This is a genomic window from Streptomyces sp. NPDC007875 (genome assembly GCF_042868035.1).
In the GTDB taxonomy this organism is placed as follows: domain Bacteria; phylum Actinomycetota; class Actinomycetes; order Streptomycetales; family Streptomycetaceae; genus Streptomyces; species Streptomyces antimycoticus.
The window spans coordinates 53180-74713 of record NZ_JBIADZ010000003.1 but is presented as its reverse complement, the minus strand read 5'-3'; the positions used below and the strand labels follow the sequence as shown (position 1 = coordinate 74713).

Sequence of the window (21534 nt, the reverse complement as noted above, 5' to 3'; positions counted from 1 at the left end):
GGTTGGGCTGGGGGGCGTCCCGGGCGGGGGGGGGGGGCTGGTCGCGCGCGGGCGGGGGGGGGGGGGGGGGGGTTTTTTTTTGGGGGGGGGGGGGGGGGGGGGGGGGGGCCCCCCCCCGCGGCCGCCGAGATGGGATTCCGGCTCAACGCCACCGCGCGTGCGCTGACCACCGGCCACACCGGCCTGGTGGGGGTCATCGTCCCCACCCTCGCCAACCCCTTCTTCCCGCCCATCGTCACAGGGGTTCAGCAGTCCCTCACCGAGACGGGCGGCAATGTGCTGCTCGGGGTCTGCGACCACTCCGCCGAACGGGAGCGGGAGCTGGTGACGCAGCTGGGATCCCAGGTCGACGGGCTCATCCTGGTCGCGCCGGTCAACGCCGACGCGACGCTGCGCGCCTTCGCCGAGCGGCTGCCGGTGGTGACCGTGGACCGCACGGCGCCGGGGCTGCCCGGGGTGGTGGTGGACACCCCCGGCGGCGTACGGAAGCTGACGGCGCATCTGCTCGACCTCGGCCACCGGCGTATCGCCTACCTCGGTGGCCCGCCCGGCTCCTGGATGGACCGGCAGCGCCGGAAGGCCGCGCTGGACTCGGTGGCGGACAGCGGCGGCGAACTGACCGTACTGGACCCCGTACCACCGCAGTTCGACGCCGGGCTCGCCGCGGCGGAGCATCTGGTACGACACGAGGCCCAGGTCACCGCCGTCATGGTCTACAGCAGCTATGTGCTGCTCGGGCTCTTCATGGGGCTGGGCAGAGCCGGGCTGCGGGTGCCCGCGGACATCAGCCTCGCCGCCTCTGACGACCTGACCGTCATCGGCATGACCCAGCCGGGCAGCACCGCGCTGCATGTGCCCCTTCAGGAGGCGGGCAGCGCGGCGTGCCGGCTGGTGAGGGAGACCTCGTCCCCGGGCGGGCGGCCACCACGGATCCGTATCCCCACCCATCTCGTGGTGCGCGACTCCACGGCTCCGCCGCGGAGCGACGGCTGAACCTCAGCGCCGCTGGAAGTCCGGTGCGTCGCCTGCGGGTCCATCGTGGCCGGTCGCGCCCCGCGGCGCAGCCGCCTATCGATACCGCCCCGCGCCCCCTTGGGCGCTGTCGAACCGCGCCGGACCTCACCGGAGGTCGCCTAACGCTCCTTCTGGGCCAGGCGCAGCAGATGGTCGGCGAGCTGCTGGCCGCCCACCGGGTCGCGGCTGATCAGCATGAGGGTGTCGTCGCCCGCGATGGTGCCCAGGATGTCGTGCAGCTCCGCCGAGTCGATGGCCGAGGCGAGGAACTGGGCGGCGCCCGGCGGCGTGCGCAGCACCACGAGGTTGGCCGAAGCCTCCGCCGAGATCAGCAGCTCGGCCGCCAGCCGGGCCATCCGCGCCTCGCTCGCCGACTCGCCGAGCGGGGCGCGCGGCGTGCGGTCGCCGCCCTCGCTCGGCACCGCGTAGATCAGCTCACCGCCGGTGTTGCGGATCTTCACCGCGCCCAGCTCGTCCAGGTCCCGGGAGAGCGTCGCCTGGGTGACGGAGAGCCCGTCGTCGGCGAGCAGCTTGGCGAGCTGGCTCTGGGAGCGCACGGCCTGCCGGTTCAGGATGTCCACGATCCGGCGGTGGCGTGCGGTGCGGGTCTGCGGCACGGCCGGTCCGCCGTGGTTGGCGTCCTGCGCGTCGGTGTGCTGCGCCTCGGTCATCGGTGTCGTCAGTCTCCGGCTCGTCGTTCCCCGTCACCCTCGCGTGCGGCGTCCAGAACGGCGGGCAGCTCCCGGAGGAAGGTGTCCACCTCCTCGTCGGCGATGACGAGCGGCGGGGCGAGCCGGACCACATCCGGCGCGACCGCGTTCACCAGGAGTCCCGCGTCCTGAGCCGCCTGCTGCACCTTCGGTGCGAGGGACTCTGTGAGCACGATACCGAGCAGCAGCCCGGCGCCGCGGACCCGGGCAACCAGAGAGTGGTCGAGGGATTCGATTCCGTTACGCAGCCGCTCCCCCGCCCGCTTGACCCGGTCCAGGATGCCGTCGGCGGCGATCGTGTCGAGGACGGCGAGAGCGGCGGCGCAGGCGACGGGGTTTCCACCGAAGGTGGATCCGTGCTGACCCGGGGTCAGCAGGTCGGCCGCGGGCCCGAAGGCGAGGGTGGCGCCAATGGGCAGCCCGGCGCCGAGTCCCTTGGCGAGGGTGACGACATCGGGCTCGACGCCCTGCGCCTGGTGCTCGAACCAGTGCCCGGTCCGCCCGATGCCGGTCTGGATCTCGTCGAGCACCAGCAGGGTGCCGGTGGCCCGGGTGATCTCCCGCGCCGCCGCCAGATAGCCGGCCGGCGGCACGATGACGCCGTTCTCGCCCTGGATGGGCTCCACGATGACGAGGGCGGTGTCCGTGGTGACGGCCGCGCGCAGCGCCGCCACGTCCCCGTACGGCACATGCGTGACGTCGCCGGGCAGCGGAAGGAACGGCTCCTGCTTGGCGGGCTGGCCGGTCAGCGCGAGGGCGCCCATGGTGCGGCCGTGGAAGCCGCCGGTGGTGGCCACCATATGGGTGCGCCCGGTACGCCGCCCGATCTTGACGGCGGCCTCGACCGCCTCCGCGCCGGAGTTTGAGAAGTACACGCGTCCGGAGCGGCCGAAGAGCTGGAGCAGCCGCTCGGCGAGCGCCACCGGGGGCTCGGCGACGAAGAGGTTGGAGACATGGCCGAGGGTGGCGATCTGGTCGGACACGGCCCGGACGACGGCGGGGTGGGCGTGGCCGAGGGAGTTGACGGCGATGCCGCCGACGAAGTCGAGGTATTCGCTGCCGTCCGCGTCCCAGACCTTGGTGCCCTTGCCGTGGGTGAGCGGGAGGCGGGGCGTGCCGTAGTTGTCCATGAGCGCCCCCTGCCAGCGCTGCTTCAGCTCCGCGTTGCTCACTGGTCCTCCCCCTTGTCGCCCTGGTTGTCCTGGTGTCCCTGGCCACCCTTGCCGCTCTGGTCGATCGCGGTCCCGTCCGGCAGGACCATCGTGCCGATGCCCTCGTCGGTGAAGATCTCCAGCAGGATGGAGTGCGGTACGCGTCCGTCCAGCACACGGGCGGTGGTGACCCCGTTGCGCACGGCGTACAGACAGCCCTCCATCTTCGGCACCATGCCGCTGGCCAGCTCCGGCAGCAGCTTCTCCAGCTGGCTCGCGGTGAGCTTGCTGATCACATCGTCGCTGTTGGGCCAGTCGGCGTAGAGGCCCTCGACATCGGTGAGCACCACCAGCGTCTCGGCGCCCAGCGCGACGGCGAGGGCGGCGGCGGCCGTATCGGCGTTGACGTTGTAGACATGGCCGTCGTCGGCGCTGCGGGCGATGGAGGAGACGACCGGGATGCGGCCGTCGTCCAGCAGGGCCTGGACCGCGCCGGTGTCGATCTCGGTGATCTGGCCGACCCGGCCGATGTCCACCTGCTCGCCGTCGATCTCGGCGAAGTGCTTGGTGGCGGACATCAGATGCGCGTCCTCGCCGGTCATGCCGACGGCGAGCGGGCCGTGCCGGTTGAGCAGCCCGACCAGTTCGCGCTGGACCTGTCCGGCCAGCACCATCCGTACGACGTCCATGGCGTCGTCGGTGGTGACCCGCAGCCCGGCCTTGAACTCGCTCACCAGACCGTGCCGGTCGAGCTGCGCGCTGATCTGGGGGCCGCCGCCGTGGACGACGACGGGGCGCAGGCCCGCGTGGCGCAGGAAGACGACGTCCTGGGCGAAGGCGGCCTTCAGCTCGTCGTCGACCATGGCGTTGCCGCCGAATTTGATCACCACGGTCTTGCCGTGGTGCCGGGTCAGCCAGGGCAGCGCCTCGATGAGGATGCGGGCCTTGGGCAGGGCGGTGTGCTTACGGGCGGTCGGCTCGCTCATGAGGAATACGCGCTGTTCTCGTGGACGTAGTCGGCGGTCAGGTCGTTGGTCCAGATGACCGCCGAGGCGCTGCCCGCGGACAGGTCGGCGGTGATGCGGACCTCGCGGTAGCGCATGTCGACCAGTTCGCGGTCCTCGCCCACCGAACCGTTCTTGCACACCCAGACGTCGTTGATCGCGACGTTGAGCTGGTCCGGTTCGAAGGCGGCCGAGGTGGTGCCGATCGCGGAGAGCACCCGGCCCCAGTTGGGGTCCTCGCCGTGGACGGCGCACTTGAGGAGGTTGTTACGGGCGATGGAGCGGCCCACCTCCACGGCGTCGTCCTCGCTGGCCGCGCCCACGACCTCGATCCGGATGTCCTTGGAAGCGCCCTCGGCGTCCCCGATCAGCTGGCGGGCGAGATCGGCGCAGACCTCGCGGACCGCCTCGGCGAACTCGGCGGCGTCGGGCGTGACACCGGAGGCGCCGGAGGCCATCAGCAGCACCATGTCGTTGGTGGACATGCAGCCGTCGGAGTCGATCCGGTCGAAGGTGGTGCGGGTGGCGGCGCGCAGCGCGGTGTCCAGCCCGGAGGTGTCCACCTCGGCGTCGGTGGTGAGGACGACGAGCATGGTGGCCAGGCCCGGGGCCAGCATCCCGGCGCCCTTGGCCATACCGCCCACGGTCCAGCCGTCCGGGCTCTGCGCGACGGCCGTCTTGTGGACGGTGTCGGTGGTCCTGATGGCGATGGCGGCCTTCTCGCCGCCGTGCGGGGAGAGCGCCTCGGCGGCCTTGCCGACCCCGGCCAGCACCGCGTCCATCGGCAGCCGGACGCCGATGAGCCCGGTGGAGGCGACGGCGACCTCGCCCGCGCTGTGGCCGAGGGCGTCCGCGACCTTCTCGGCGGTGGCGTGGGCGTCCTGGAAGCCCAGCGGGCCGGTGCAGGCGTTGGCGCCACCGGAGTTGAGGACCACGGCCGAGACCTGTCCGCCCTTGACGACCTGCTCGGACCACAGGACGGGGGCGGCCTTGACGCGGTTGGAGGTGAAGACGCCCGCGGCGGCGAGGCGCGGGCCGGTGTTCACGACGAGTGCGAGGTCGGGGTTTCCGTTCTCCTTGATGCCTGCCGCGACGCCGGAGGCCGTGAAGCCCTGGGCTGCCGTAACGCTCATGGAGCGACTCCGATCGTGGAAAGTCCCAGCTCCTCGGGGAGGCCGAGGGCGATGTTCATGCTCTGCACCGCGCCACCCGCGGTGCCCTTGGTCAGGTTGTCGATGGCGCTGATCACGATGGCGCGGCCGGCCGCCTCGTCATGGGCGACCTGGAGCAGCGCGGCGTTGGATCCGTAGACGGCGGCGGTGGAGGGCCACTGGCCCTCGGGGAGGAGGGTGACGAACGGCTCGTCCCGCAGCGCCTTCTCGTACGCGGCCCGCAGGCTCTCCCCGGTCACCCCGGGCCGGGCCGTGGCGCTGCAGGTGGCGAGGATGCCGCGGGGCATCGGGGCGAGGGTCGGGGTGAAGGAGACCGAGACCCGCTCCCCCGCGGCGGCCGACAGGTTCTGGATCATCTCGGGGGTGTGCCGGTGGCCACCGCCGACGCCGTACGGGCTCATGGAGCCCATGACCTCGCTGCCCAGCAGATGCGGCTTGGGCGCCTTGCCCGCGCCCGAGGTCCCGGAGGCGGCGACGATCACCGCCTCGGGCTCCAGCAGCCCCGCGGCGTACGCCGGGAAGAGCGCGAGGGAAACGGCGGTGGGATAGCAGCCCGGAACCGCGATGCGCTTGGTCCCCTCCAGCGCGGTGCGGGCCCCGGGCAGCTCGGGGAGGCCGTAGGGCCAGGTGCCGGCGTGCGGCGAGCCGTAGAACTTCTCCCAGTCCGCCGCGTCCTTCAGCCGGAAGTCGGCGCCGCAGTCGATGACCAGGACCTGGTCGCCGAGCTGCTCGGCGACGGCGGCGGACTGCCCGTGCGGCAGCGCCAGGAAGACCACGTCATGCCCGGCCAGCGCCTCCGCGGTGGTGGGCTCCAGCACCCGCCCGGCCAGCGGAAGCAGATGGGGCTGCAGCCCGGCGAGGGGCTGCCCGGCGTTGGAGTTGCCGGTCAGGGTGCCGATCTCCACCTCGGGGTGGGCGAGCAGCAGGCGCAGCAGTTCGCCGCCCGCGTATCCGCTCGCGCCTGCCACCGCAGCACGTATGGCCATTGCCGTCTTCCTCCCTCACGCGGTGGCATGACTATACGATTGATCGCAGCTTTATGCAAAGCCCTCCTGCGGCCAGCGGTTGGTTTGCGGGACGTGAGTGAGGCGTGAGTGAGGCGTTTCCAGAACGTCAGTGGCCCCGGGAAAAGTGGTGTTCACACCGCGGGAAACGTCGAAGAAGACTCCCGCACGAAACGCAGGAGAACCTGATCATGCGTACTTCCCGGATTCGTACCGCCGCCCTGGCCACCGTCACCGCCGCGCTGGCGCTGGGCCTGACCGCCTGCGGCGGCGCCGACGGCGACTCGAAGGCGGCGGGCGGCGACAAGGCCGCCGGTAGCTCGCAGAGCCGGTCCGTGTCCGACGGGGACGCCAAGGGCGGCGCGGAGCAGGCCAAGAGCGGCGGTGACGCCAAGACGGGCGAGCGCTCGACGACCGCCTCGGGCGGGTCGGACGAGGTCGCGAACAAGGCCACGACGGCCGCCCAGCAGTGCCGCGGCGACGAGATGATGGTCACCGCGGTGCACCGGCTCGCCGACCAGCAGGGCGACCACCTGCTGATCACCGCGTCGAACGAGGGCGACAAGCCGTGCTGGGTCACCTCGTACCCGTCCGTGAAGCTCGGCGACGACGAGGCCGTACTGCCCCTCTCGAAGAAGGACGACACGGGCGGCGACAAGCGCATCACGCTCCAGCCCGGCAGCACGGCATACAGCGCGGTGAACCTCTTCGACTACGGCTCGAAGAACCAGACGGCGCAGTCGTTCGCCATCGCGCTGCGCGGCGCGGACGGTCAGGACGGCCCCTTCTACTCCGTCGACAGCAAGGGCGAGAAGTCGCAGTTCAGCTGGAACGAGGCCGACGTGCTGAACTGGAGCACCGAGAAGCCGTACGACTTCTGATGGTCACGCCCCTCTACTCAGCTCGGACGCCTCGCGTCCACCGGGCCCAGGTCCGGGCGCTTGGCGGTGTGGCCGTCGCCGGAGGAACGGCCGCGGAGGCGCCGGGTGAGCCAGGGGCCGAGGAAGGTGGCGGTCCATCGCAGTTCGGCGGGGGCGGCGCGCCATCCGGTGGGCACGGGCGTCGCCGACGGGGGCAGGGGGTGGGTCCAGGCGTCGTCGGTGCCGGGCAGACCGAGGGCGTGCGCGAGGGCGGCGGCGATGCGCTGGTGGCCGAGGGGGCTGGCGTGCAGGCGGTCGCTGCTCCATAGACGGGGGTCGGCGACGACGGGGTGCCGGCTGGTTTCGGCGACGGTGACGCCATGGCGCCGGGCGGCTTCGCGGATGCGCTGGTTCAGGGCGATGGCGCGCGGGGCGAGGGGGCGCGCCAGCGGGGTGATGCGGGCGGGGTCGGGGAAGGTGAGCGTGGCCACGCGGGCGCCCTGGGCGGTGAGCGCGGCGAACATCGCCTCCAGGTGGTGGGCGACATGGTCGGCGTCGAAGCGGGGGCGCAGCAGGTCGTTGACCCCGGCGACGACGGTGGCCAGGTCGGGGCGGAGGGACAGGGCGGGTGCGAGCTGCTCGGTGTGGACCTGCGCGGCGAGGCGGCCCCGTACGGCGAGGTTGGCGTAGGAGAGGCCGGGGTTGTGGTGGGCGAGGTGTTCGGCGAGGCGGTCGGCGAAGCCGCGCAGACCGGTGACCTCGTCGCCGTCGCCCAGGCCCTCGGTCTGGCTGTCGCCCAGCGCGACGTAGCGACGGTAGGGCGCGTCAGTGCCGGGCATGGGTGTGCTCCCTCTGCCGCAGGACCGTGATCGTGCGCTCGCACCAGTCGCGGTTGCCCTGTTCGAGGGCCAGGCCGCGCAGGCATGTCAGATACGGGCCGATGGGGCGGCCGTGGCGAAGGAACTCCTCCTCCGTACGGTCGCCGCGGATTTTCCGCAGCAGCTTGCCGAAGAGATGGATCTTGGCCTGGGCGAAGGCGGCCCGCTCGGTGAGCTGGGCGATCAGGGTCTCGGTGTCGACGTGGTCGGCGGCCTGGACCTTGACGAGCAGGTCGTCGCGGATGAAGGAGGGCTTCGCGAAGGCGGCCGTGAACTCCTCCAGCTCCGCCAGCCCGGCATCGGTCACCTGGAACAGGCGCTTGGTGGGGCGGGTCTCCTGGGCCACCTCCCGGCCCGCGATGAGCCCGTCCTTCTCCAGGCGGGTCAGCTCGGCGTAGAGCTGCTGCGGCTGGGCGTGCCAGAAGTTCGCCACGCCGATGTCGAACGCCTTGGTCAGCTGGTATCCACTGAGCTCCCCCTCGAGCAGCGCCGCCAGCACGGCGTGCCGTAGGGCCATGGGATCGCCTCCTTCATGCCGCTGCCTTCATGCCTCTGCCGCCGGAATGTGCCGCCGGAATGCCTCTGCCGCCGGACACGGAACCATGGTAGTCATGAAAATGACTAATCACATCCATGACTAGTGAAGGTGGGGCCGCGATGAACGCTGCCGACCGTTTCCGTGCCGCCGTCGACAACCAGGACCTCACGGCCCTGGACGACCTGTTCACCGAGGACATCCGCCTCTACAGCCCCGTCAAGTTCACCCCCTTCGAGGGCAAGCCGATGGTGCTGGGCCTCTTCGGGGTCCTGCTGCGCACGTTCAAGGACTTCCGCTACGTCGGCGACTACACCGGCACCGCGCAGACCAGCACCGACGGCACCTCCGCCCCGTCGGCGGTGCTGCTCTTCCGCGCCCGGGTGACCGACAAGGAGATCCACGGCATCGACCTGCTGCACTTCGATGACGACGGCCGGATCAAGGAGTTCACCGTCATGGTCCGGCCCCAGTCCGCCGTCCACGCCCTCGGCGAAGCGGTCCTCGCCGGCCTGGTCGAGGACGGCCTCGCACCGGCGCCCGCGGGCCAGTAGACGCACGTCCTGTCCGTCGCCGCACAGGCCACGCGGACGGCACGCGATGTGGGGCTCCAGCAGGCTGGAGCCCCACATCACCTCATCCTCCGGCGGAACGGGTCAGAAGCCGTCCGCCATCCCCGGGAGTCCCGGAGGTGTGGGGATGGGCAACTTCTTGAAGCCCTGCCCGCGCTGCGACGCGGGCGTACGGCACGTCAGATCCTTCGCCGGGAGACGGCCGGTGGACAGATAGCCGGTGGTCGGCTTGTCCGCGCACGACGTGGTGTAGCCGTAGATACCGTGGCCCTCGCCTCCGGCGACGGTGACCATCCGCGAGCCCTTCATGGCCCGGTGCATACCGCGGCCGCTGGCCAGGGGCGTCTGCGAGTCCCACTCGTTCTGCAGAATCAGTGCGCCGACCTTGTTGTCGACCTTGGTGGCGGGCTCGCTGCCGTCCTTCTTCCAGAAGGCGCACGGCTTGATGGTGGATCCGAAGTCGCCGTACAGCGGATACTTCGCCTTCGCCCGCAACGCGTCGCGGCGGTACTGCTCGGGGTCGCGCGGCCAGTCACGGGTGTCGGCGCACACGACGGACCAGAAGGCGGCGGTGCCGTTGTCCGGGGCCGCGGCCCGGCCGAAGGCCGGCTGGCTGGGACGGCTGGGTACCGTGGACTCGCCGGTGCGGGCCGGCGCCCCGTCGGCCGCCTTCTTCAGCTCGGCGATGGCCTCCGCGCCCTCGCGCACCGTGAAGAACGAGGCGCGGCTGCCTCCGCGGATGTCGTCGCCGGTCAGCTTCTGGCCGTCGAGCTCGATCGGCTCACGGTCGGCCTGGGCCACAAGGTCCCAGAAGGTCTTGCGAACGGCCTCGGGGGTCTTGCCCAGTTTGTACGTGCGGTGCCGCTGGGCGGTCCACTCGCTCCACCGCGTGAAGGCGGGTTCGGCGCCCTCGGCCCAGATCTGGATCATGCCGCGCCATATCCGTGCCGGGTCCACGGAGCTGTCCAGCACGAATCGGTCAGCGCGCCGGGGGAACAGCTGCGTGTAGACGGCGCCGAGGTAGGTGCCGTACGAGTACCCCAGGTAGGAGATCTTCTTCTCGCCCAGCACGGCCCGGATGACGTCCATGTCGCGAGCCGTGTTCCGGGTGGTGATGTGGCGCAGCTTGTCCCCTTGTTCGGTGTCGCACTTCTCGGCGACGGTGCGCGCCCACTTCACGTCCCGGGCGAGCGTCTCGTCCCGATAGGGGCGTTCCCAGCTCTCCTCGGTGCCGGTCAGACCACAGGTGAGGGGGGAGCTCCGGCCGACACCCCGGGGGTCGAAGCCGATGAGGTCGTACTTCTCCGTCACCGACTTCGGCAGTTCAGTGGCCAGCGAGAGCGGCATGCCGATGCCCGGACCGCCCGGTCCACCGGGGTTGAGCAGCAGCACACCGCGGCGCTCCGCCGCGGTGCTGGTCTTCATGCGCGATATCGCGAGATCGGTCTTCTTGCCGTCGGGGCGGCTGTAGTCCAGCGGGACCTTGATGGTGGCGCACTGGTAGGCGGCGGGAGTGTCACCGGCGCAGCGGTGCCAGGCCGGCTTCTGTCCGAGGTACGGCTCCAGGGGGTTGCCGGCGGCGGAGGCGGTTGCCGGGGCGAGGGCCGGTACCAGGGCCGCGAGGGTGCTCGCCGCCAGGACATGGACGAATGGTCTGGTTCGCACGTGGGGGGTCCTTATGAGCAGTCTGTGTCGTGACGCAATCACCCTTTCTCATGGGGCAGTTGGGGAGAAACCCTCGATGGGATGGGATGCCCTACGCCGCTGGGGGTACAGGTCGGCGGGCAGGTGGCTCTGAAGTCGTACGCCATCGGCCCACACGCGATGGCTTCCGCGGTGGTCGCCCCCGGACAGGAGCCGTAGCGGACAAGAAGAAGCGCCCCGGCCGGAGGGTACCGGCCGGGGCGCAGCGGTGCGCCGGGGCGTCAGCCGAGGGTGGCGAGGGCCTGGTTGAGGGTCGCGGACGGGCGCATGACCGCCGCGGCCTTGGCCGTGTCCGGCTGGTAGTAGCCGCCGATGTCGACCGGGGAGCCCTGGACGGCGAGCAGCTCGTCGACGATCGTCTGCTCCTGGGCGGTGAGCACCTCGGCGAGCTGGGCGAACGCCTTGGCCAGGGCCGCGTCGTCGGTCTGCCGGGCCAGCTCCTGGGCCCAGTACAGGGCCAGGTAGAAGTGGCTGCCGCGGTTGTCGATACCGCCGACGCGGCGGCTGGGCGACTTGTTCTCGGCGAGGAAGGTGCCGGTCGCCCGGTCGAGGGTGTCGGCGAGGACCTGGGCCCGCGCGTTGCCCGTCTTCTGCGCGAGGTGCTCGAAGCTGACCGCGAGGGCGAGGAACTCGCCCAGGCTGTCCCAGCGCAGGTAGTTCTCCTTGACCAGCTGCTGGACGTGCTTGGGCGCCGAGCCGCCCGCGCCGGTCTCGAACAGCCCGCCGCCGTTGATCAGCGGGACGACCGAGAGCATCTTGGCGCTGGTGCCCAGCTCCAGGATCGGGAACAGGTCGGTCAGGTAGTCACGCAGCACGTTACCGGTCACCGAGATCGTGTTCTCGCCGCGGCGGATCCGCTCGAGGGAGAGCTTGATCGCCTCGACCGGCGACAGGATCTTGATGTCCAGGCCCTCGGTGTCGTGCTCGGGCAGGTACGCCTTGACCTTCTCGATGAGGTTGGCGTCGTGCGCCCGGCCCTCGTCCAGCCAGAAGACGGCCGGGTCGCCGGTGGCGCGGGCGCGGGAGACGGCCAGCTTGACCCAGTCCTTGATCGGCACGTCCTTGGTCTGGCACATCCGGAAGATGTCACCGGCGCCGACGACCTGCTCGATGACCGCGTTGCCCGCCTCGTCCAGGACGCGGACGGTGCCCGTGATGGGGATCTCGAAGGTCTTGTCGTGGCTGCCGTACTCCTCGGCCTTCTGCGCCATCAGGCCGACGTTGGGCACCGAGCCCATCGTGGCCGGGTCGAAGGCGCCGTTGGCGCGGCAGTCGTCGAGGACGGCCTGGTAGATCCCGGCGTAGCTGCTGTCCGGGATCACCGCGAGGGTGTCGTGCTCCTCGCCGTCCGGGCCCCACATGTGGCCGGAGGTGCGGATCATGGCCGGCATGGAGGCGTCGACGATGACGTCGGACGGCACATGCAGGTTGGTGATGCCACGGTCGGAGTCGACCATGGCCAACTCCGGGCCCTCGGCCAGCTCGGCGTCGAAGGACGCCTTGATCGCCGCGCCCTCGGGCAGGGCCTCCAGGCCCTTGAGGATGCCGCCCAGACCGTCGTTCGGGGTCAGCCCGGCGGCGGCGAGGGCCTCACCGTGCTCGGCGAAGGTCTTGGGGAAGAAGGCCCGTACGGCGTGGCCGAAGACGATCGGGTCGGAGACCTTCATCATCGTGGCCTTCAGGTGCAGCGAGAACAGCACGCCCTCCGCCTTGGCACGGCCGACCTGCGCCGAGAGGAACTCGCGCAGCGCCGCCACGCGCATCACGGAGGCGTCCACGACCTCGCCCGCCAGCACCGGCACCGACTCGCGCAGCACGGTGGTGGAGCCGTCGTCGCCCGCCAGCTCGATGCGCAGCGAACCGGCCTCCTGGATCACCGCGGACTTCTCGGTGGAGCGGAAGTCGTCGGTGTCCATGTGGGCCACATTGGTCTTGGAATCGGCCGTCCAGGCGCCCATGCGGTGCGGGTTCGCCTTGGCGTAGTTCTTCACCGAGGCGGGGGCGCGGCGGTCGGAGTTGCCCTCGCGCAGCACCGGGTTCACGGCGGAGCCCTTGACCTTGTCGTAACGGGCGCGGATCTCCCGCTCCTCGTCGGTCTTCGGGTCGTCCGGGTAGTCCGGCAGCGCGTAGCCCTGCTCCTGCAGCTCGGCGACCGCGGCCTTGAGCTGCGGGATCGAGGCCGAGATGTTCGGCAGCTTGATGATGTTGGCCTCAGGGGTCTTGGCAAGGTCACCGAGCTCGGCGAGGGCGTCGGGAATGCGCTGGCCCTCTTCGAGGTGCTCCGGGAACTGGGCGATGATGCGCCCCGCCAGAGAGATGTCCCGACTCTCCACGGTGACCCCGGCCGTCGAGGCGTATGCCTCGATCACCGGCAGGAACGAGTACGTCGCGAGGGCAGGGGCCTCGTCCGTGTGCGTATAGATGATGGTCGAGTCAGTCACCGGGTGCTCCGCTCCACGTCTGCAACATTGCTCGACATCAAGATATCCGGTGCCGGGTGCTTTCCCGAAAGGGCCCTGGGCACAAAGACGCGCCCTGGTCACCGCCCGCACTTCCTGGGATCGTCCCGTCCATGCCGACGACCCTGCGGGGCGCACAGGTGGTGCTGCGCCCCACCGACCCCTTGGATGTCCCCGTCCTGGCCGCGATCCGCGCGAAGCCCGAGGTCTACGCGCGCTGGCGGGGCGGCGAGGACCTGGTGGCGGCGGTGCGCGAGGACCTGGCCGACCCCGGTGCCGAGCACCTGAGCATCGAGTACGGGGGCGCGGTGATCGGCATGATCCAGTGGGCGGCCGAGGCCGAACCGGACTACCGGCACGCGAGCATCGACATCTACCTGGACCCGGCGGTGCACGGGCGGGGGCTGGGCACCGACGCCGTGCGCACCCTGGCCGGCCATCTGATCACCGACCACGGCCACCACCGGATCGTGATCGACCCGGCGGCGGACAACGCCGCCGCGATCCGCTGTTACGGCAAGGTCGGCTTCCGGCCCGTCGGCATCATGCGGTCCTACGAACGCGGCCCCGACGGTACGTGGCACGACGGCCTGCTGATGGATCTGCTGGCCGAGGAGATCACGGAGGCTCGGTGAGCGCTCCTGTCACACCCCCGTCCACGCGCAGCCGTCACACCCCGTCCACGCGCAGCCGCCACTCGCCCGCCCGGCCGGTGAGGGTGACGGTGGAGAGCGGGCGTATGTCGACGTTCCAGTAGCAGTGCGGCGGCGCCTTGATCGCGTACATCAGGGCGGCGCGGACCACCCCGGGGTCGGCGACCGCCACCATCTTGGCGTGGTCCTCGGCCGGGCGGGTGTCCAGCCAGCCGCCGATCCGCATGATGAACGCGTGCAGCGACTCCCCGCCGTGCGGAGCCGAGCGCGGATCGCCGAGCCAGGCGTCCACCTCGCCCGGTTCGCGCGCCATCACATCGGCGAGGGAGCGGCCCGCCCAGCGGCCCATATCGCAGTCGCGCAGGGCGAGTTGGACCAGCGGGGTGAAGCCCAGCGCATCGCCGGTCTCCCGGCTGCGGGCCGACGGCGAGCAGTACCGCAGCTCCGCCGCGGCCAGCGGCACGAGCGCGGGGGCCGCCCGCTCGGCGGCGAGCCGGCCCTCCGGATCCAGCGGCCGGTCGTCACCGAAGCGCTCCCCCAGCCGGGAGGAGCTGCGGCCGGCGGCGACCAGCGTCAGCCGAAACGTCATCCCGGCATCGTACGGTCACGGCCGCGGCTCCATGGGCCGCTCCGGGCAGAAGACCAGCGCCATTCGGTGTACGCCGGATCGTCGGGCGGCTCGAAGCGGCCGTCCGGTGAACGCGGTGCGCAGCGTGGGTGGCGAGCGGGATGCGGCCCAGACCACCGGAGACCACCGGGTGCTTCAGGTGGGGACCACTACGCCCTCCCGAGCACCTCGTCCCACGCGGTGCGCAACCGCCGTACCCCCTCGGCCAGTTCGCCGACGCCCGCCACCGACGCGAAGCTCAGCCGCACATGCGGCGCGGGCGGTTCGGCACAGAAGTACGGGCCTCCGGGGGCGACGGCGACCCCGGCGCGCAGCGCGGCGGAGTCCAGCGCGGTCTCGTCGGTGCCCTGGGGCAGCCGCAGCCACAGGTGGTAACCGCCGGGCGGGACATACCGCAGCTCCAGGGCGGGCAGCTCGCGCCGTACGGCGGTGACGAGCGCCTCGCGGCGGGTGCGCAGCTCGGCGGCGACGTTGCGCAGATGGCGGGGCCAGGAGGGGGCGCCGACCAGTTCCAGGGCGGCCTCCTGGAGCGGGCGGGGCACGAAGAAGCTGTCGACGACCTGGATCGCGCGCAGCCGCCCCAGCACGGGGCCGCGGGCGGCGAGCGCGCCCACCCGCAGACTGGGCGAGGTGGCCTTGGTCAGCGAGCACACATGGACCACCACCCCGTCGGGGTCGTCGGCGGCGAGCGTGGCGGACAGCGGGGGCGCGTCCTCGTGGACGAGCCGGCGGGCGAAGTCGTCCTCGACCACGAAAGCGCCCGCCTCACGGGCGATCCCGATCACCTCGCGGCGCCGCTCGGGGGCGAGCATCGCCCCGGTGGGATTCTGGAACAGCGGCTGGCAGACGAAGACCCGGGCGCCGGTCGCCCGCAGCGCCTCGGCGAGCAGCTCGGGGCGGACCCCCTCGGCGTCCACCGGCACCGGGACGGGGCGCAGCCCGGAGGCGCGGGCGGCGGCGAGCACCCCGGGGTAGGTCGGGGATTCGACGAGGACGGGCGCGCCGGGCGGGGCGAGGGCGCGCAGCGCGCAGGTGAGCGCGGACTGGCCACCCGCGGTGATCAGCACATCGGCGGCGCCGAGGGTCCCGCCCGGGCCGCCGATCTCGCGGGCGAACCAGGCGCGCAGCTCGGGGAGCCCCTCCACCGGCGGGCGACCCCATGCCCCGGGCCGTCGTCCGGCGCGGGCCAGGGCGGCGGACAGCGCGCGCTCCGGCTGGAGCGAGGAGTGCAGATAGCCGTTGTTGAACTCCAGGATCCCGGGCGGTGGGGCGGCGAGCGTGGCCAGGACGCCCGAGGCGTCCACCGAGCGCCGCACCGGCTCGCCTGCCGTCTCCACGCTCAGCGCGACCTCCTGCCAGGAGGTGTCGCCCGGCCGGGGCGCCCCGGCGCCGGGCCGGTCGGCGCGGAAGGCACCGGCGCCGGGGCGGGTGACCACCAGCCCTTCGGCGGCCAGGGCGGCGAGGGCGCGGGAGACGGTGACCGGGCTCACCCGATGGCGCTCGACCAGGGCACGGCTGGACGGCAGCTTCTCTCCGGGTGAGTAGCGGTCCAGCTCCTTCCGCAGCGATTTCGCGAGTTCGGCCACACTGCTACGCTGTTCCATGACAGCACAGGATAGCGCTACTGATGACAGTGCGATAGCGGTGAGCGGTGGCCCCACCGGGGGCGGGGACGACACCACCCGGGGCCGGGACGCCACCCCGTCGCCGTCCGCCGCCCGCACCGGCACGGTGCTCGCCCTGCTCGGCGTGGCCGCCTTCTCCCTGACCTTCCCCGGCACCGCCTGGGCGCTCACCGGCCTCGGCCCCTGGTCGGTGACCACCTGCCGGGTGGTGCTCGCCGCGCTGATCGCGGGCGGCGCGCTGGCCGCCCTGCGGGTGCCGGTCCCGGCCCGCCGCCACTGGCCGGGGCTGCTGGTCGTGGCGGCCGGGGTCGTCGTGGGCTTCCCGCTGCTGACCACACTCGCCCTGCAGACCTCCACCACGGCGCACGCGGCGGTGGTGGTCGGCCTGCTGCCGCTCACCACCGCCGCCCTGTCCGCCGTACGCACCGGGGTGCGGCCCTCGCGGACGTTCTGGGCGGCGGCGCTGGCCGGGGCCGTGGTCGTGATCGCCTTCGCGCTGCAGCAGAGCGGCGGCGCGCCCACCGCCGGCGATCTGTATCTGTTCGCCGCGCTGCCGGTGTGCGCGGCGGGCTATGCCGAAGGCGGACGACTGGCCGGCCATATGCCGGGCTGGCAGGTGATCGGCTGGGCGCTGGTGGGCTGTCTGCCGCTGTCGGTGCCGGGCGCGGTGCTCGCGCTGTCGGCCGAGGACGCCCACTTCGGCGGCCGCGCGGTGGCCGGACTGCTGTGGCTGGCGGTGGGCTCGCAGTTCGTGGGCATGGTGGTCTGGTACCGGGGGATGGCCGCCATCGGGGTGACGCGGGCCAGCCAGCTCCAACTGGCCCAGCCACTGCTCACGCTGGTGTGGTCGGTGCTGCTCCTCGGCGAGAAGCTGACCCCCGCCGCCCCGATCGCCGCCGTGGCGGTGCTGGTGTGCATCGGGGTGACACAGCGGGCGCGGGTCCCGGCGGCGAGGGCCGTACGGACCCCGGCGGCGGGCCGGGCGCAGGGGTCCACGGCGGCGGAGCGGGTCCCGGAAGCGGCGGACCGCGCTCCCGAAGGGGTGGACCGGATCCCCGAAGCGGCGGGCCGGGTCCCCGAACCGGGGGACCGGAATCATCCCCCAGCAGGAGCAAACCAGGACAACCAGCCATAGACTGGCCTCAGGGATCGCATTGCCCTCAGCAGATCGCATTGCCCTCCAGCGGACAGGAGGTCACGCAGATGGAGGCGACCGTAGGCGACAAGCTGCTGGTGCACGGCAGGGTTGTCGGGATTCACGATCGTGTAGCGGAGATCATCGAAGTGCTCGGGACCGACGGGGAACCGCCCTACCGCGTGCGTTACGAGGACGACGGACACGAGTGCCTGTTCTCCCCCGGGCCCGACTCGGTCGTCCGCCACCTGGCCGCCGGACCCGGGCAGCGTTAGCCGGCCCGGGGCCCCGGCTCAGCGGGGCGGACGGACACGATGGGGATAGTGGTCGGCGACCACACGCGCCATGGCGCCGTTGCGGTCGGCGGCCACTTCCTTGGCCGAGAAGTACACATTGCCGCGCACCTGTGGAAAGCCCTGGCCGAAGGTGAGGTGCCGGGACAGCTCCGCCGGGTCCTGCCAGGGCGCGGGCTGTGCCGGATCGCCCGCCTTGTAGAGCGCCTCGCCGATGTAGAGGTTCACACCCGTGCCCCGGACCACCTCCGACCACCAGGGGACGAGCGCGGCGTAGTCGGCGGCGGCGAAGCCGATGTTCCAGTAGACCTGCGGGACGATGTAGTCCAGCCATCCGCGCCGCACCCAGGCGCGGGTGTCCGCGTAGAGGTCGTCGTAGGTCTGCACCCCTGCCGTGGTGGCGGACCCCAGCGGGTCGGTGGCCTGGTTGCGCCAGACACCGAAGGGGCTGATCCCGAACCGCACCCGCCGCTTCAGCCGCTTGACGCGCACGGCCGTCTCGTACACCAGCCGGTCGATGTTGTTCCGCCGCCAGGCCGCCCGGTCCGGGAAGCCCGCGCCGTAGCGCGCGTAGGCCGCGTCGTCGTCGAAGACCTGGCCGGCCACCGGATACGGGTAGAAGTAGTCGTCCCAGTGAACGGCGTCGATGTCATAGCGCGCGACCGCGTCCAGCATGGCGTCCTGGACGAAGCGGCGGACCTCGGGCAGCCCGGGGTTGTAGTAGAGCTTCCCGCCGTACGGCACGACCCACTCGGGGTGCACCCGGGCCGGATGGGTGGGGATCAGCCGGGAGGGGTCGGTGTGGTTGGCGATCCGGTACGGGTTGAACCAGGCGTGCAGCTCAAGACCGCGCCGGTGCGCCTCGCGCACGGCGGTGCCCAGCGGATCCCAGCCCGGATCCCGGCCCTGGACGCCGGTGAGGCACTCCGCCCACGGCTCGTACGGTGAGGGCCACAGCGCGTCCGCCGTCGGCCGCACCTGGAAGACCACCGCGTTGAGCCGGCGGCGCACGGCGGTGTCCAGGAAGCTCAGCAGCTCGGCCCGCTGCTCGTCCGCGGTGAGACCCGGTTTGGACGGCCAGTCGCGGTTGGCGACCGTGGCCAGCCACATCCCGCGGAACTCGGGCCGGTGCTCACCGCCCCGCCCCTCCGCCAGCGCGTCGCCCGCCGTGACGGTGGCGGCCAGGGCTCCGGCGGCCGCGACCGTCAGACTTCTGCGCGTGATCCGACCCATGCCCAACTCCTCGCCTCGGTCGTATCGCCAACGTAGCGCCGCCACCCGCCACCGGCCGGGACCCCGGCCTCAGGAGGCCGTCTTCCTTCCGGCCCTGGGCAAGCATCGCGCCGCAGGACGACGCCGGCGCGCCAGAGGGCGCCACCCGGCGGTGACCGGGCGGCCCGTGCGGCGGCGTCGCGCGTCCGGAGCGATCTGGCCGTGAGGCCGGGACGGAGGCAACTCCCGCTGATGATGGGGCCCTTGTGGGGCGCCCGGCAATGCCTATCGCGAATCCGGGCCGCGCAAGCCCAACACCCCTTGAGGACCGCTTGACTTCACCCTTCTCGCACGGCCATCCGGCCGCTAGCATCGGATGACGCACGCATGGGAGCGCTCCCAAATACCTCACCCGCAGGGCCCGCACCCCTCACTACCCCCACGTCCGGAGAGGAAGTTCCCGTGCGCAGCAAAGGCAGCAGACCGATCGGCGCGCTCATGGCCGCGCTGGCACTCGTCGGCGGCTTACTCACCGCCGCCGCCTCGCCCGCGGCGGCCCGCCCCGAACCGGCCCCCGCCCGGGGCACTGTCCAGGCCGACGCCTCCACCTGGAAGAACGTCCGCGTGGACGGCGGCGGCTTCGTCCCCGGCATCGTCTTCAACCGCAAGGAGAAGAACCTCGCCTACGCCCGCACCGATATCGGCGGGGCGTACCGCTGGGACCAGTCCGGCAAGCGGTGGGTGCCGCTGCTGGACTCGCTGGACTGGGACCACTGGGGCTGGACCGGGGTGGTGAGCCTGGCCAGCGACTCCGTGGATCCCGACAAGGTCTATGTGGCGGCCGGTACGTACACCAACAGCTGGGACCCGGGCAACGGCGCCATCCTGCGCTCGTCCGACCGGGGCGCCAGCTGGCAGTCCACCACCCTCCCCTTCAAGCTGGGCGGCAATATGCCCGGCCGCGGCATGGGGGAACGGCTGGCGGTCGACCCCAACAAGAACAGCGTGCTCTACCTCGGCGCGCCGAGCGGCAACGGGCTGTGGCGCTCCACCGACTCCGGTGTCACCTGGTCGAAGGTGACGGCGTTCCCCAACCCCGGCACCTACGTCCAGGACGCGAGCGACACCAGCGGCTATCTGAGCGACAACCAGGGCGTGGTGTGGGTGACCTTCGACGAGCGCACCGGCTCTTCCGGCAGCGCGACGAAGACCGTCTACGTGGGCGTGGCCGACAAGAACAACACCGTCTACCGCTCGACGGACGCGGGCGCCACCTGGTCGCGGGTGGCCGGACAGCCGACCGGCTATCTCTCCCACAAGGGCGTCCTCGACGCGAAGAACGGCTATCTGTACCTCACCACCAGCGACAAGGGCGGCCCGTACGACGGGGAGAAGGGCCAGGTGTGGCGGTATGCCACGGCGACCGGGGAGTGGAAGAACATCAGCCCCATGACGGACGCCGACACCTACTTCGGCTACAGCGGGCTCACGGTGGACCGGCAAAAACCCGGCACGCTGATGGTGACCGGCTACAGCTCCTGGTGGCCGGACACCCAGATCTTCCGCTCCACCGACTCCGGCGCCACCTGGACCCGGGCCTGGGACTTCACCAGCTATCCCAACCGGTCCTTCCGCTACACCCAGGACGTCTCGTCCGTCCCCTGGCTGACCTTCGGCACCAACCCCTCCCCGCCCGAAGTCACCCCGAAGCTGGGCTGGATGACCGAGGCGCTGGAGATCGACCCGTTCGACTCCCGCCGGATGATGTACGGCACCGGTGCGACGGTCTACGGCACGGAGAACCTCGCGAACTGGGACACGGGCGGCACCATCACCATCACGCCCATGGTCAAGGGCCTGGAGGAGACGGCGGTCAACGATCTGGCGAGCCCGCCCACCGGCGCCCCGCTGCTCAGCGCGCTCGGTGACATCGGGGGCTTCCGCCACACCGACCTCGACGCGGTGCCGGCGAGGATGTACACCTCGCCGACGTTCACCACGACCACCAGCCTGGACTACGCCGAGACCAATGCGAACACCGTGGTACGGGTGGGCAACAACGACTCCGCCCCGCGGATCGCCTTCTCGACCGACAACGGCGCCAACTGGTTCCAGGGCAGCGAGCCGTCCGGGGTCACGGGCGGCGGCACGGTGGCCGCGGCGGCCGACGGCAGCGGCTTCGTCTGGGCCCCCGAGGGCACCTCGGCCGTCTACCACACCACCGGTTTCGGCAGCTCCTGGTCGGCGTCGAGCGGTATCCCCGCCGGGGCGGTCGTGGAGTCCGACCGCAAGAACCCCAAGAAGTTCTACGGCTTCAAGGCGGGCACCTTCTACGTCAGCACCGACGGCGGCGCCACCTTCACCGCCAGGGCCTCCTCCGGGCTGCCGGCCGACGGCCCGGTGCGGTTCAAGGCGCTGCCGGGCGCCGAGGGCGACATCTGGCTCGCGGGCGGCAGCACGGCCGGGGCCTACGGGCTATGGCACTCCACGGACTCCGGCGCGACCTTCACCAAACTGAGCGGCGTCCAGCAGGCGGACACCATCGGCTTCGGCAAAGGGGCGCCGGGCGCCTCGTACCAGGCGCTCTACACCAGCGCGAAGATCGGCGGGGTGCGCGGTATCTTCCGCTCCACCGACGCCGGGGCGAGCTGGACCCGGATCAACGACGACGCCCACCAGTGGGGCTGGACGGGCGCCTCGATCACCGGCGACCCACGGGTCTACGGACGGGTCTACGTGGCCACCAACGGCCGCGGCATCCTGCGCGGCGACGCCTCGTGACCGTGGTGTGAGAGCCCCGTGCGCAAGGCGGGGACGGGGGCGGGGGGGGGGGGGGGGGCCCCCCCCCCCCCCCCCCCCCCCCCCCCCCCGCCGGGGCCCCCCGGGGGGGGGCCCCCGCCCCCCCCCCCCCCCCCCGCCCCCCTC

Annotated in this window: 18 protein-coding genes and 1 pseudogene; 7 read left to right on the top strand and 12 right to left on the bottom strand. The window is 72.1% G+C overall.

The features are described from left to right. The first annotated feature begins 129 nt into the window (after positions 1-129). Entirely contained in the window at positions 130-993 is an 864-nt protein-coding gene (locus ACFYOY_RS07240) for a LacI family DNA-binding transcriptional regulator (protein ID WP_388585389.1), read from the top strand. 140 nt (positions 994-1133) lie between these two features. Here ACFYOY_RS07240 and ACFYOY_RS07235 read toward each other — a convergent pair whose 3' ends face one another. The 5 genes from ACFYOY_RS07235 to argC are packed head-to-tail and all read right to left on the bottom strand — an operon-like array spanning position 1134 to position 6037. Then, positions 1134-1685, bottom strand: a complete 552-nt coding sequence (locus tag ACFYOY_RS07235) for an arginine repressor (RefSeq protein WP_059147992.1) — start codon at positions 1683-1685, stop codon at positions 1134-1136. A gap of 8 nt (positions 1686-1693) precedes the next feature. Next, complete coding sequence (locus ACFYOY_RS07230) at positions 1694-2896, bottom strand: acetylornithine transaminase (protein WP_388585385.1); 1203 nt, start codon at positions 2894-2896, stop codon at positions 1694-1696. Next, positions 2893-3861: an acetylglutamate kinase gene (gene argB / locus ACFYOY_RS07225; RefSeq protein ID WP_351905864.1), complete on the bottom strand. Its 969-nt coding sequence runs from the start codon at positions 3859-3861 to the stop codon at positions 2893-2895. Before argB ends, ACFYOY_RS07230 begins: the two co-directional genes overlap by 4 nt. Continuing rightward, entirely contained in the window at positions 3858-5012 is a 1155-nt protein-coding gene (argJ, locus tag ACFYOY_RS07220) for a bifunctional glutamate N-acetyltransferase/amino-acid acetyltransferase ArgJ (RefSeq protein WP_351905862.1), read from the bottom strand. The genes argB and argJ overlap by 4 nt, the downstream gene beginning before the upstream one ends. Continuing rightward, positions 5009-6037 carry an N-acetyl-gamma-glutamyl-phosphate reductase gene (argC, locus tag ACFYOY_RS07215; protein WP_351905859.1) on the bottom strand — a complete coding sequence of 343 codons (1029 nt, stop codon included), beginning with the start codon at positions 6035-6037 and terminating at the stop codon, positions 5009-5011. Before argC ends, argJ begins: the two co-directional genes overlap by 4 nt. 209 nt (positions 6038-6246) lie before the next feature. Between argC and ACFYOY_RS07210 the strand changes: the two genes are divergently transcribed. Continuing rightward, positions 6247-6936: a DUF4232 domain-containing protein gene (locus tag ACFYOY_RS07210; protein WP_351905856.1), complete on the top strand. Its 690-nt coding sequence runs from the start codon at positions 6247-6249 to the stop codon at positions 6934-6936. A gap of 17 nt (positions 6937-6953) precedes the next feature. Here ACFYOY_RS07210 and ACFYOY_RS07205 read toward each other — a convergent pair whose 3' ends face one another. Together ACFYOY_RS07205 and ACFYOY_RS07200 are read right to left on the bottom strand one after the other, a co-directional pair. Then, a complete protein-coding gene (locus ACFYOY_RS07205; RefSeq protein WP_351905853.1) occupies positions 6954-7754 on the bottom strand; it encodes an SGNH/GDSL hydrolase family protein in 801 nt (266 codons plus the stop codon). Further along, positions 7741-8310 carry a PadR family transcriptional regulator gene (locus ACFYOY_RS07200; RefSeq protein ID WP_351905850.1) on the bottom strand — a complete coding sequence of 190 codons (570 nt, stop codon included), beginning with the start codon at positions 8308-8310 and terminating at the stop codon, positions 7741-7743. The genes ACFYOY_RS07205 and ACFYOY_RS07200 overlap by 14 nt, the downstream gene beginning before the upstream one ends. Before the next feature lie 140 nt (positions 8311-8450). Between ACFYOY_RS07200 and ACFYOY_RS07195 the strand changes: the two genes are divergently transcribed. Continuing rightward, the gene (locus ACFYOY_RS07195; RefSeq protein ID WP_351905847.1) at positions 8451-8882 is read left to right on the top strand and encodes a nuclear transport factor 2 family protein; all 432 of its coding nucleotides are present in this window, start codon (positions 8451-8453) and stop codon (positions 8880-8882) included. A 102-nt stretch (positions 8883-8984) separates the two neighbouring features. Here ACFYOY_RS07195 and ACFYOY_RS07190 read toward each other — a convergent pair whose 3' ends face one another. Further along, positions 8985-10565, bottom strand: coding sequence for an alpha/beta hydrolase (locus ACFYOY_RS07190; protein ID WP_388585379.1), 1581 nt, complete (start codon positions 10563-10565; stop codon positions 8985-8987). A gap of 260 nt (positions 10566-10825) precedes the next feature. Further along, on the bottom strand, positions 10826-13045 hold the full coding sequence (locus ACFYOY_RS07185; RefSeq protein ID WP_351905841.1) for an NADP-dependent isocitrate dehydrogenase: 2220 nt from the start codon (positions 13043-13045) through the stop codon (positions 10826-10828). 131 nt (positions 13046-13176) lie between these two features. Between ACFYOY_RS07185 and ACFYOY_RS07180 the strand changes: the two genes are divergently transcribed. After that, positions 13177-13698 (top strand): GNAT family protein, encoded by a 522-nt coding sequence (locus tag ACFYOY_RS07180; protein WP_351905838.1) that lies wholly within the window; start codon positions 13177-13179, stop codon positions 13696-13698. Between the two features lie 34 nt (positions 13699-13732). Here ACFYOY_RS07180 and ACFYOY_RS07175 read toward each other — a convergent pair whose 3' ends face one another. Beyond that, positions 13733-14305, bottom strand: a complete 573-nt coding sequence (locus ACFYOY_RS07175) for a histidine phosphatase family protein (protein WP_351905835.1) — start codon at positions 14303-14305, stop codon at positions 13733-13735. A gap of 188 nt (positions 14306-14493) precedes the next feature. Next, positions 14494-15948, bottom strand: a complete 1455-nt coding sequence (locus ACFYOY_RS07170) for a PLP-dependent aminotransferase family protein (RefSeq protein ID WP_351905832.1) — start codon at positions 15946-15948, stop codon at positions 14494-14496. On the opposite strand from ACFYOY_RS07170, the pseudogene ACFYOY_RS07165 reads away from it, so the two are divergent. Together ACFYOY_RS07165 and ACFYOY_RS07160 are read left to right on the top strand one after the other, a co-directional pair. After that, a pseudogene (locus ACFYOY_RS07165) lies at positions 15947-16909 on the top strand (DMT family transporter); the annotation flags it as partial. The gene ACFYOY_RS07170 and the pseudogene ACFYOY_RS07165 overlap by 2 nt on opposite strands. A 263-nt stretch (positions 16910-17172) precedes the next feature. After that, positions 17173-17379, top strand: a complete 207-nt coding sequence (locus ACFYOY_RS07160) for a DUF1918 domain-containing protein (protein ID WP_014056134.1) — start codon at positions 17173-17175, stop codon at positions 17377-17379. Positions 17380-17397: 18 nt separating this feature from the next. Here the strand turns inward: ACFYOY_RS07160 and ACFYOY_RS07155 are convergent, their stop codons facing one another. Next, positions 17398-18630: a glycoside hydrolase family 10 protein gene (locus tag ACFYOY_RS07155; RefSeq protein ID WP_388585375.1), complete on the bottom strand. Its 1233-nt coding sequence runs from the start codon at positions 18628-18630 to the stop codon at positions 17398-17400. Between the two features lie 441 nt (positions 18631-19071). On the opposite strand from ACFYOY_RS07155, the gene ACFYOY_RS07150 reads away from it, so the two are divergent. After that, positions 19072-21390 (top strand): xyloglucanase, encoded by a 2319-nt coding sequence (locus ACFYOY_RS07150; protein ID WP_388585372.1) that lies wholly within the window; start codon positions 19072-19074, stop codon positions 21388-21390. Positions 21391-21534 lie beyond the last annotated feature (144 nt).

Bases quoted from the DNA above. Each gene is read 5' to 3' on its own strand.
- ACFYOY_RS07240 (WP_388585389.1), top strand. From the start codon at position 130: ATGGGATTCCGGCTCAACGCCACCGCGCGTGCGCTGACCACCGGCCAC.
- ACFYOY_RS07235 (WP_059147992.1), bottom strand. From the start codon at position 1,685: ATGACCGAGGCGCAGCACACCGACGCGCAGGACGCCAACCACGGCGGA.
- argB (WP_351905864.1), bottom strand. From the start codon at position 3,861: ATGAGCGAGCCGACCGCCCGTAAGCACACCGCCCTGCCCAAGGCCCGC.
- argJ (WP_351905862.1), bottom strand. From the start codon at position 5,012: ATGAGCGTTACGGCAGCCCAGGGCTTCACGGCCTCCGGCGTCGCGGCA.
- argC (WP_351905859.1), bottom strand. From the start codon at position 6,037: ATGGCCATACGTGCTGCGGTGGCAGGCGCGAGCGGATACGCGGGCGGC.
- ACFYOY_RS07210 (WP_351905856.1), top strand. From the start codon at position 6,247: ATGCGTACTTCCCGGATTCGTACCGCCGCCCTGGCCACCGTCACCGCC.
- ACFYOY_RS07205 (WP_351905853.1), bottom strand. From the start codon at position 7,754: ATGCCCGGCACTGACGCGCCCTACCGTCGCTACGTCGCGCTGGGCGAC.
- ACFYOY_RS07200 (WP_351905850.1), bottom strand. From the start codon at position 8,310: ATGGCCCTACGGCACGCCGTGCTGGCGGCGCTGCTCGAGGGGGAGCTC.
- ACFYOY_RS07195 (WP_351905847.1), top strand. From the start codon at position 8,451: ATGAACGCTGCCGACCGTTTCCGTGCCGCCGTCGACAACCAGGACCTC.
- ACFYOY_RS07180 (WP_351905838.1), top strand. From the start codon at position 13,177: ATGCCGACGACCCTGCGGGGCGCACAGGTGGTGCTGCGCCCCACCGAC.
- ACFYOY_RS07175 (WP_351905835.1), bottom strand. From the start codon at position 14,305: ATGACGTTTCGGCTGACGCTGGTCGCCGCCGGCCGCAGCTCCTCCCGG.
- ACFYOY_RS07170 (WP_351905832.1), bottom strand. From the start codon at position 15,948: ATGGAACAGCGTAGCAGTGTGGCCGAACTCGCGAAATCGCTGCGGAAG.
- ACFYOY_RS07160 (WP_014056134.1), top strand. From the start codon at position 17,173: ATGGAGGCGACCGTAGGCGACAAGCTGCTGGTGCACGGCAGGGTTGTC.
- ACFYOY_RS07155 (WP_388585375.1), bottom strand. From the start codon at position 18,630: ATGGGTCGGATCACGCGCAGAAGTCTGACGGTCGCGGCCGCCGGAGCC.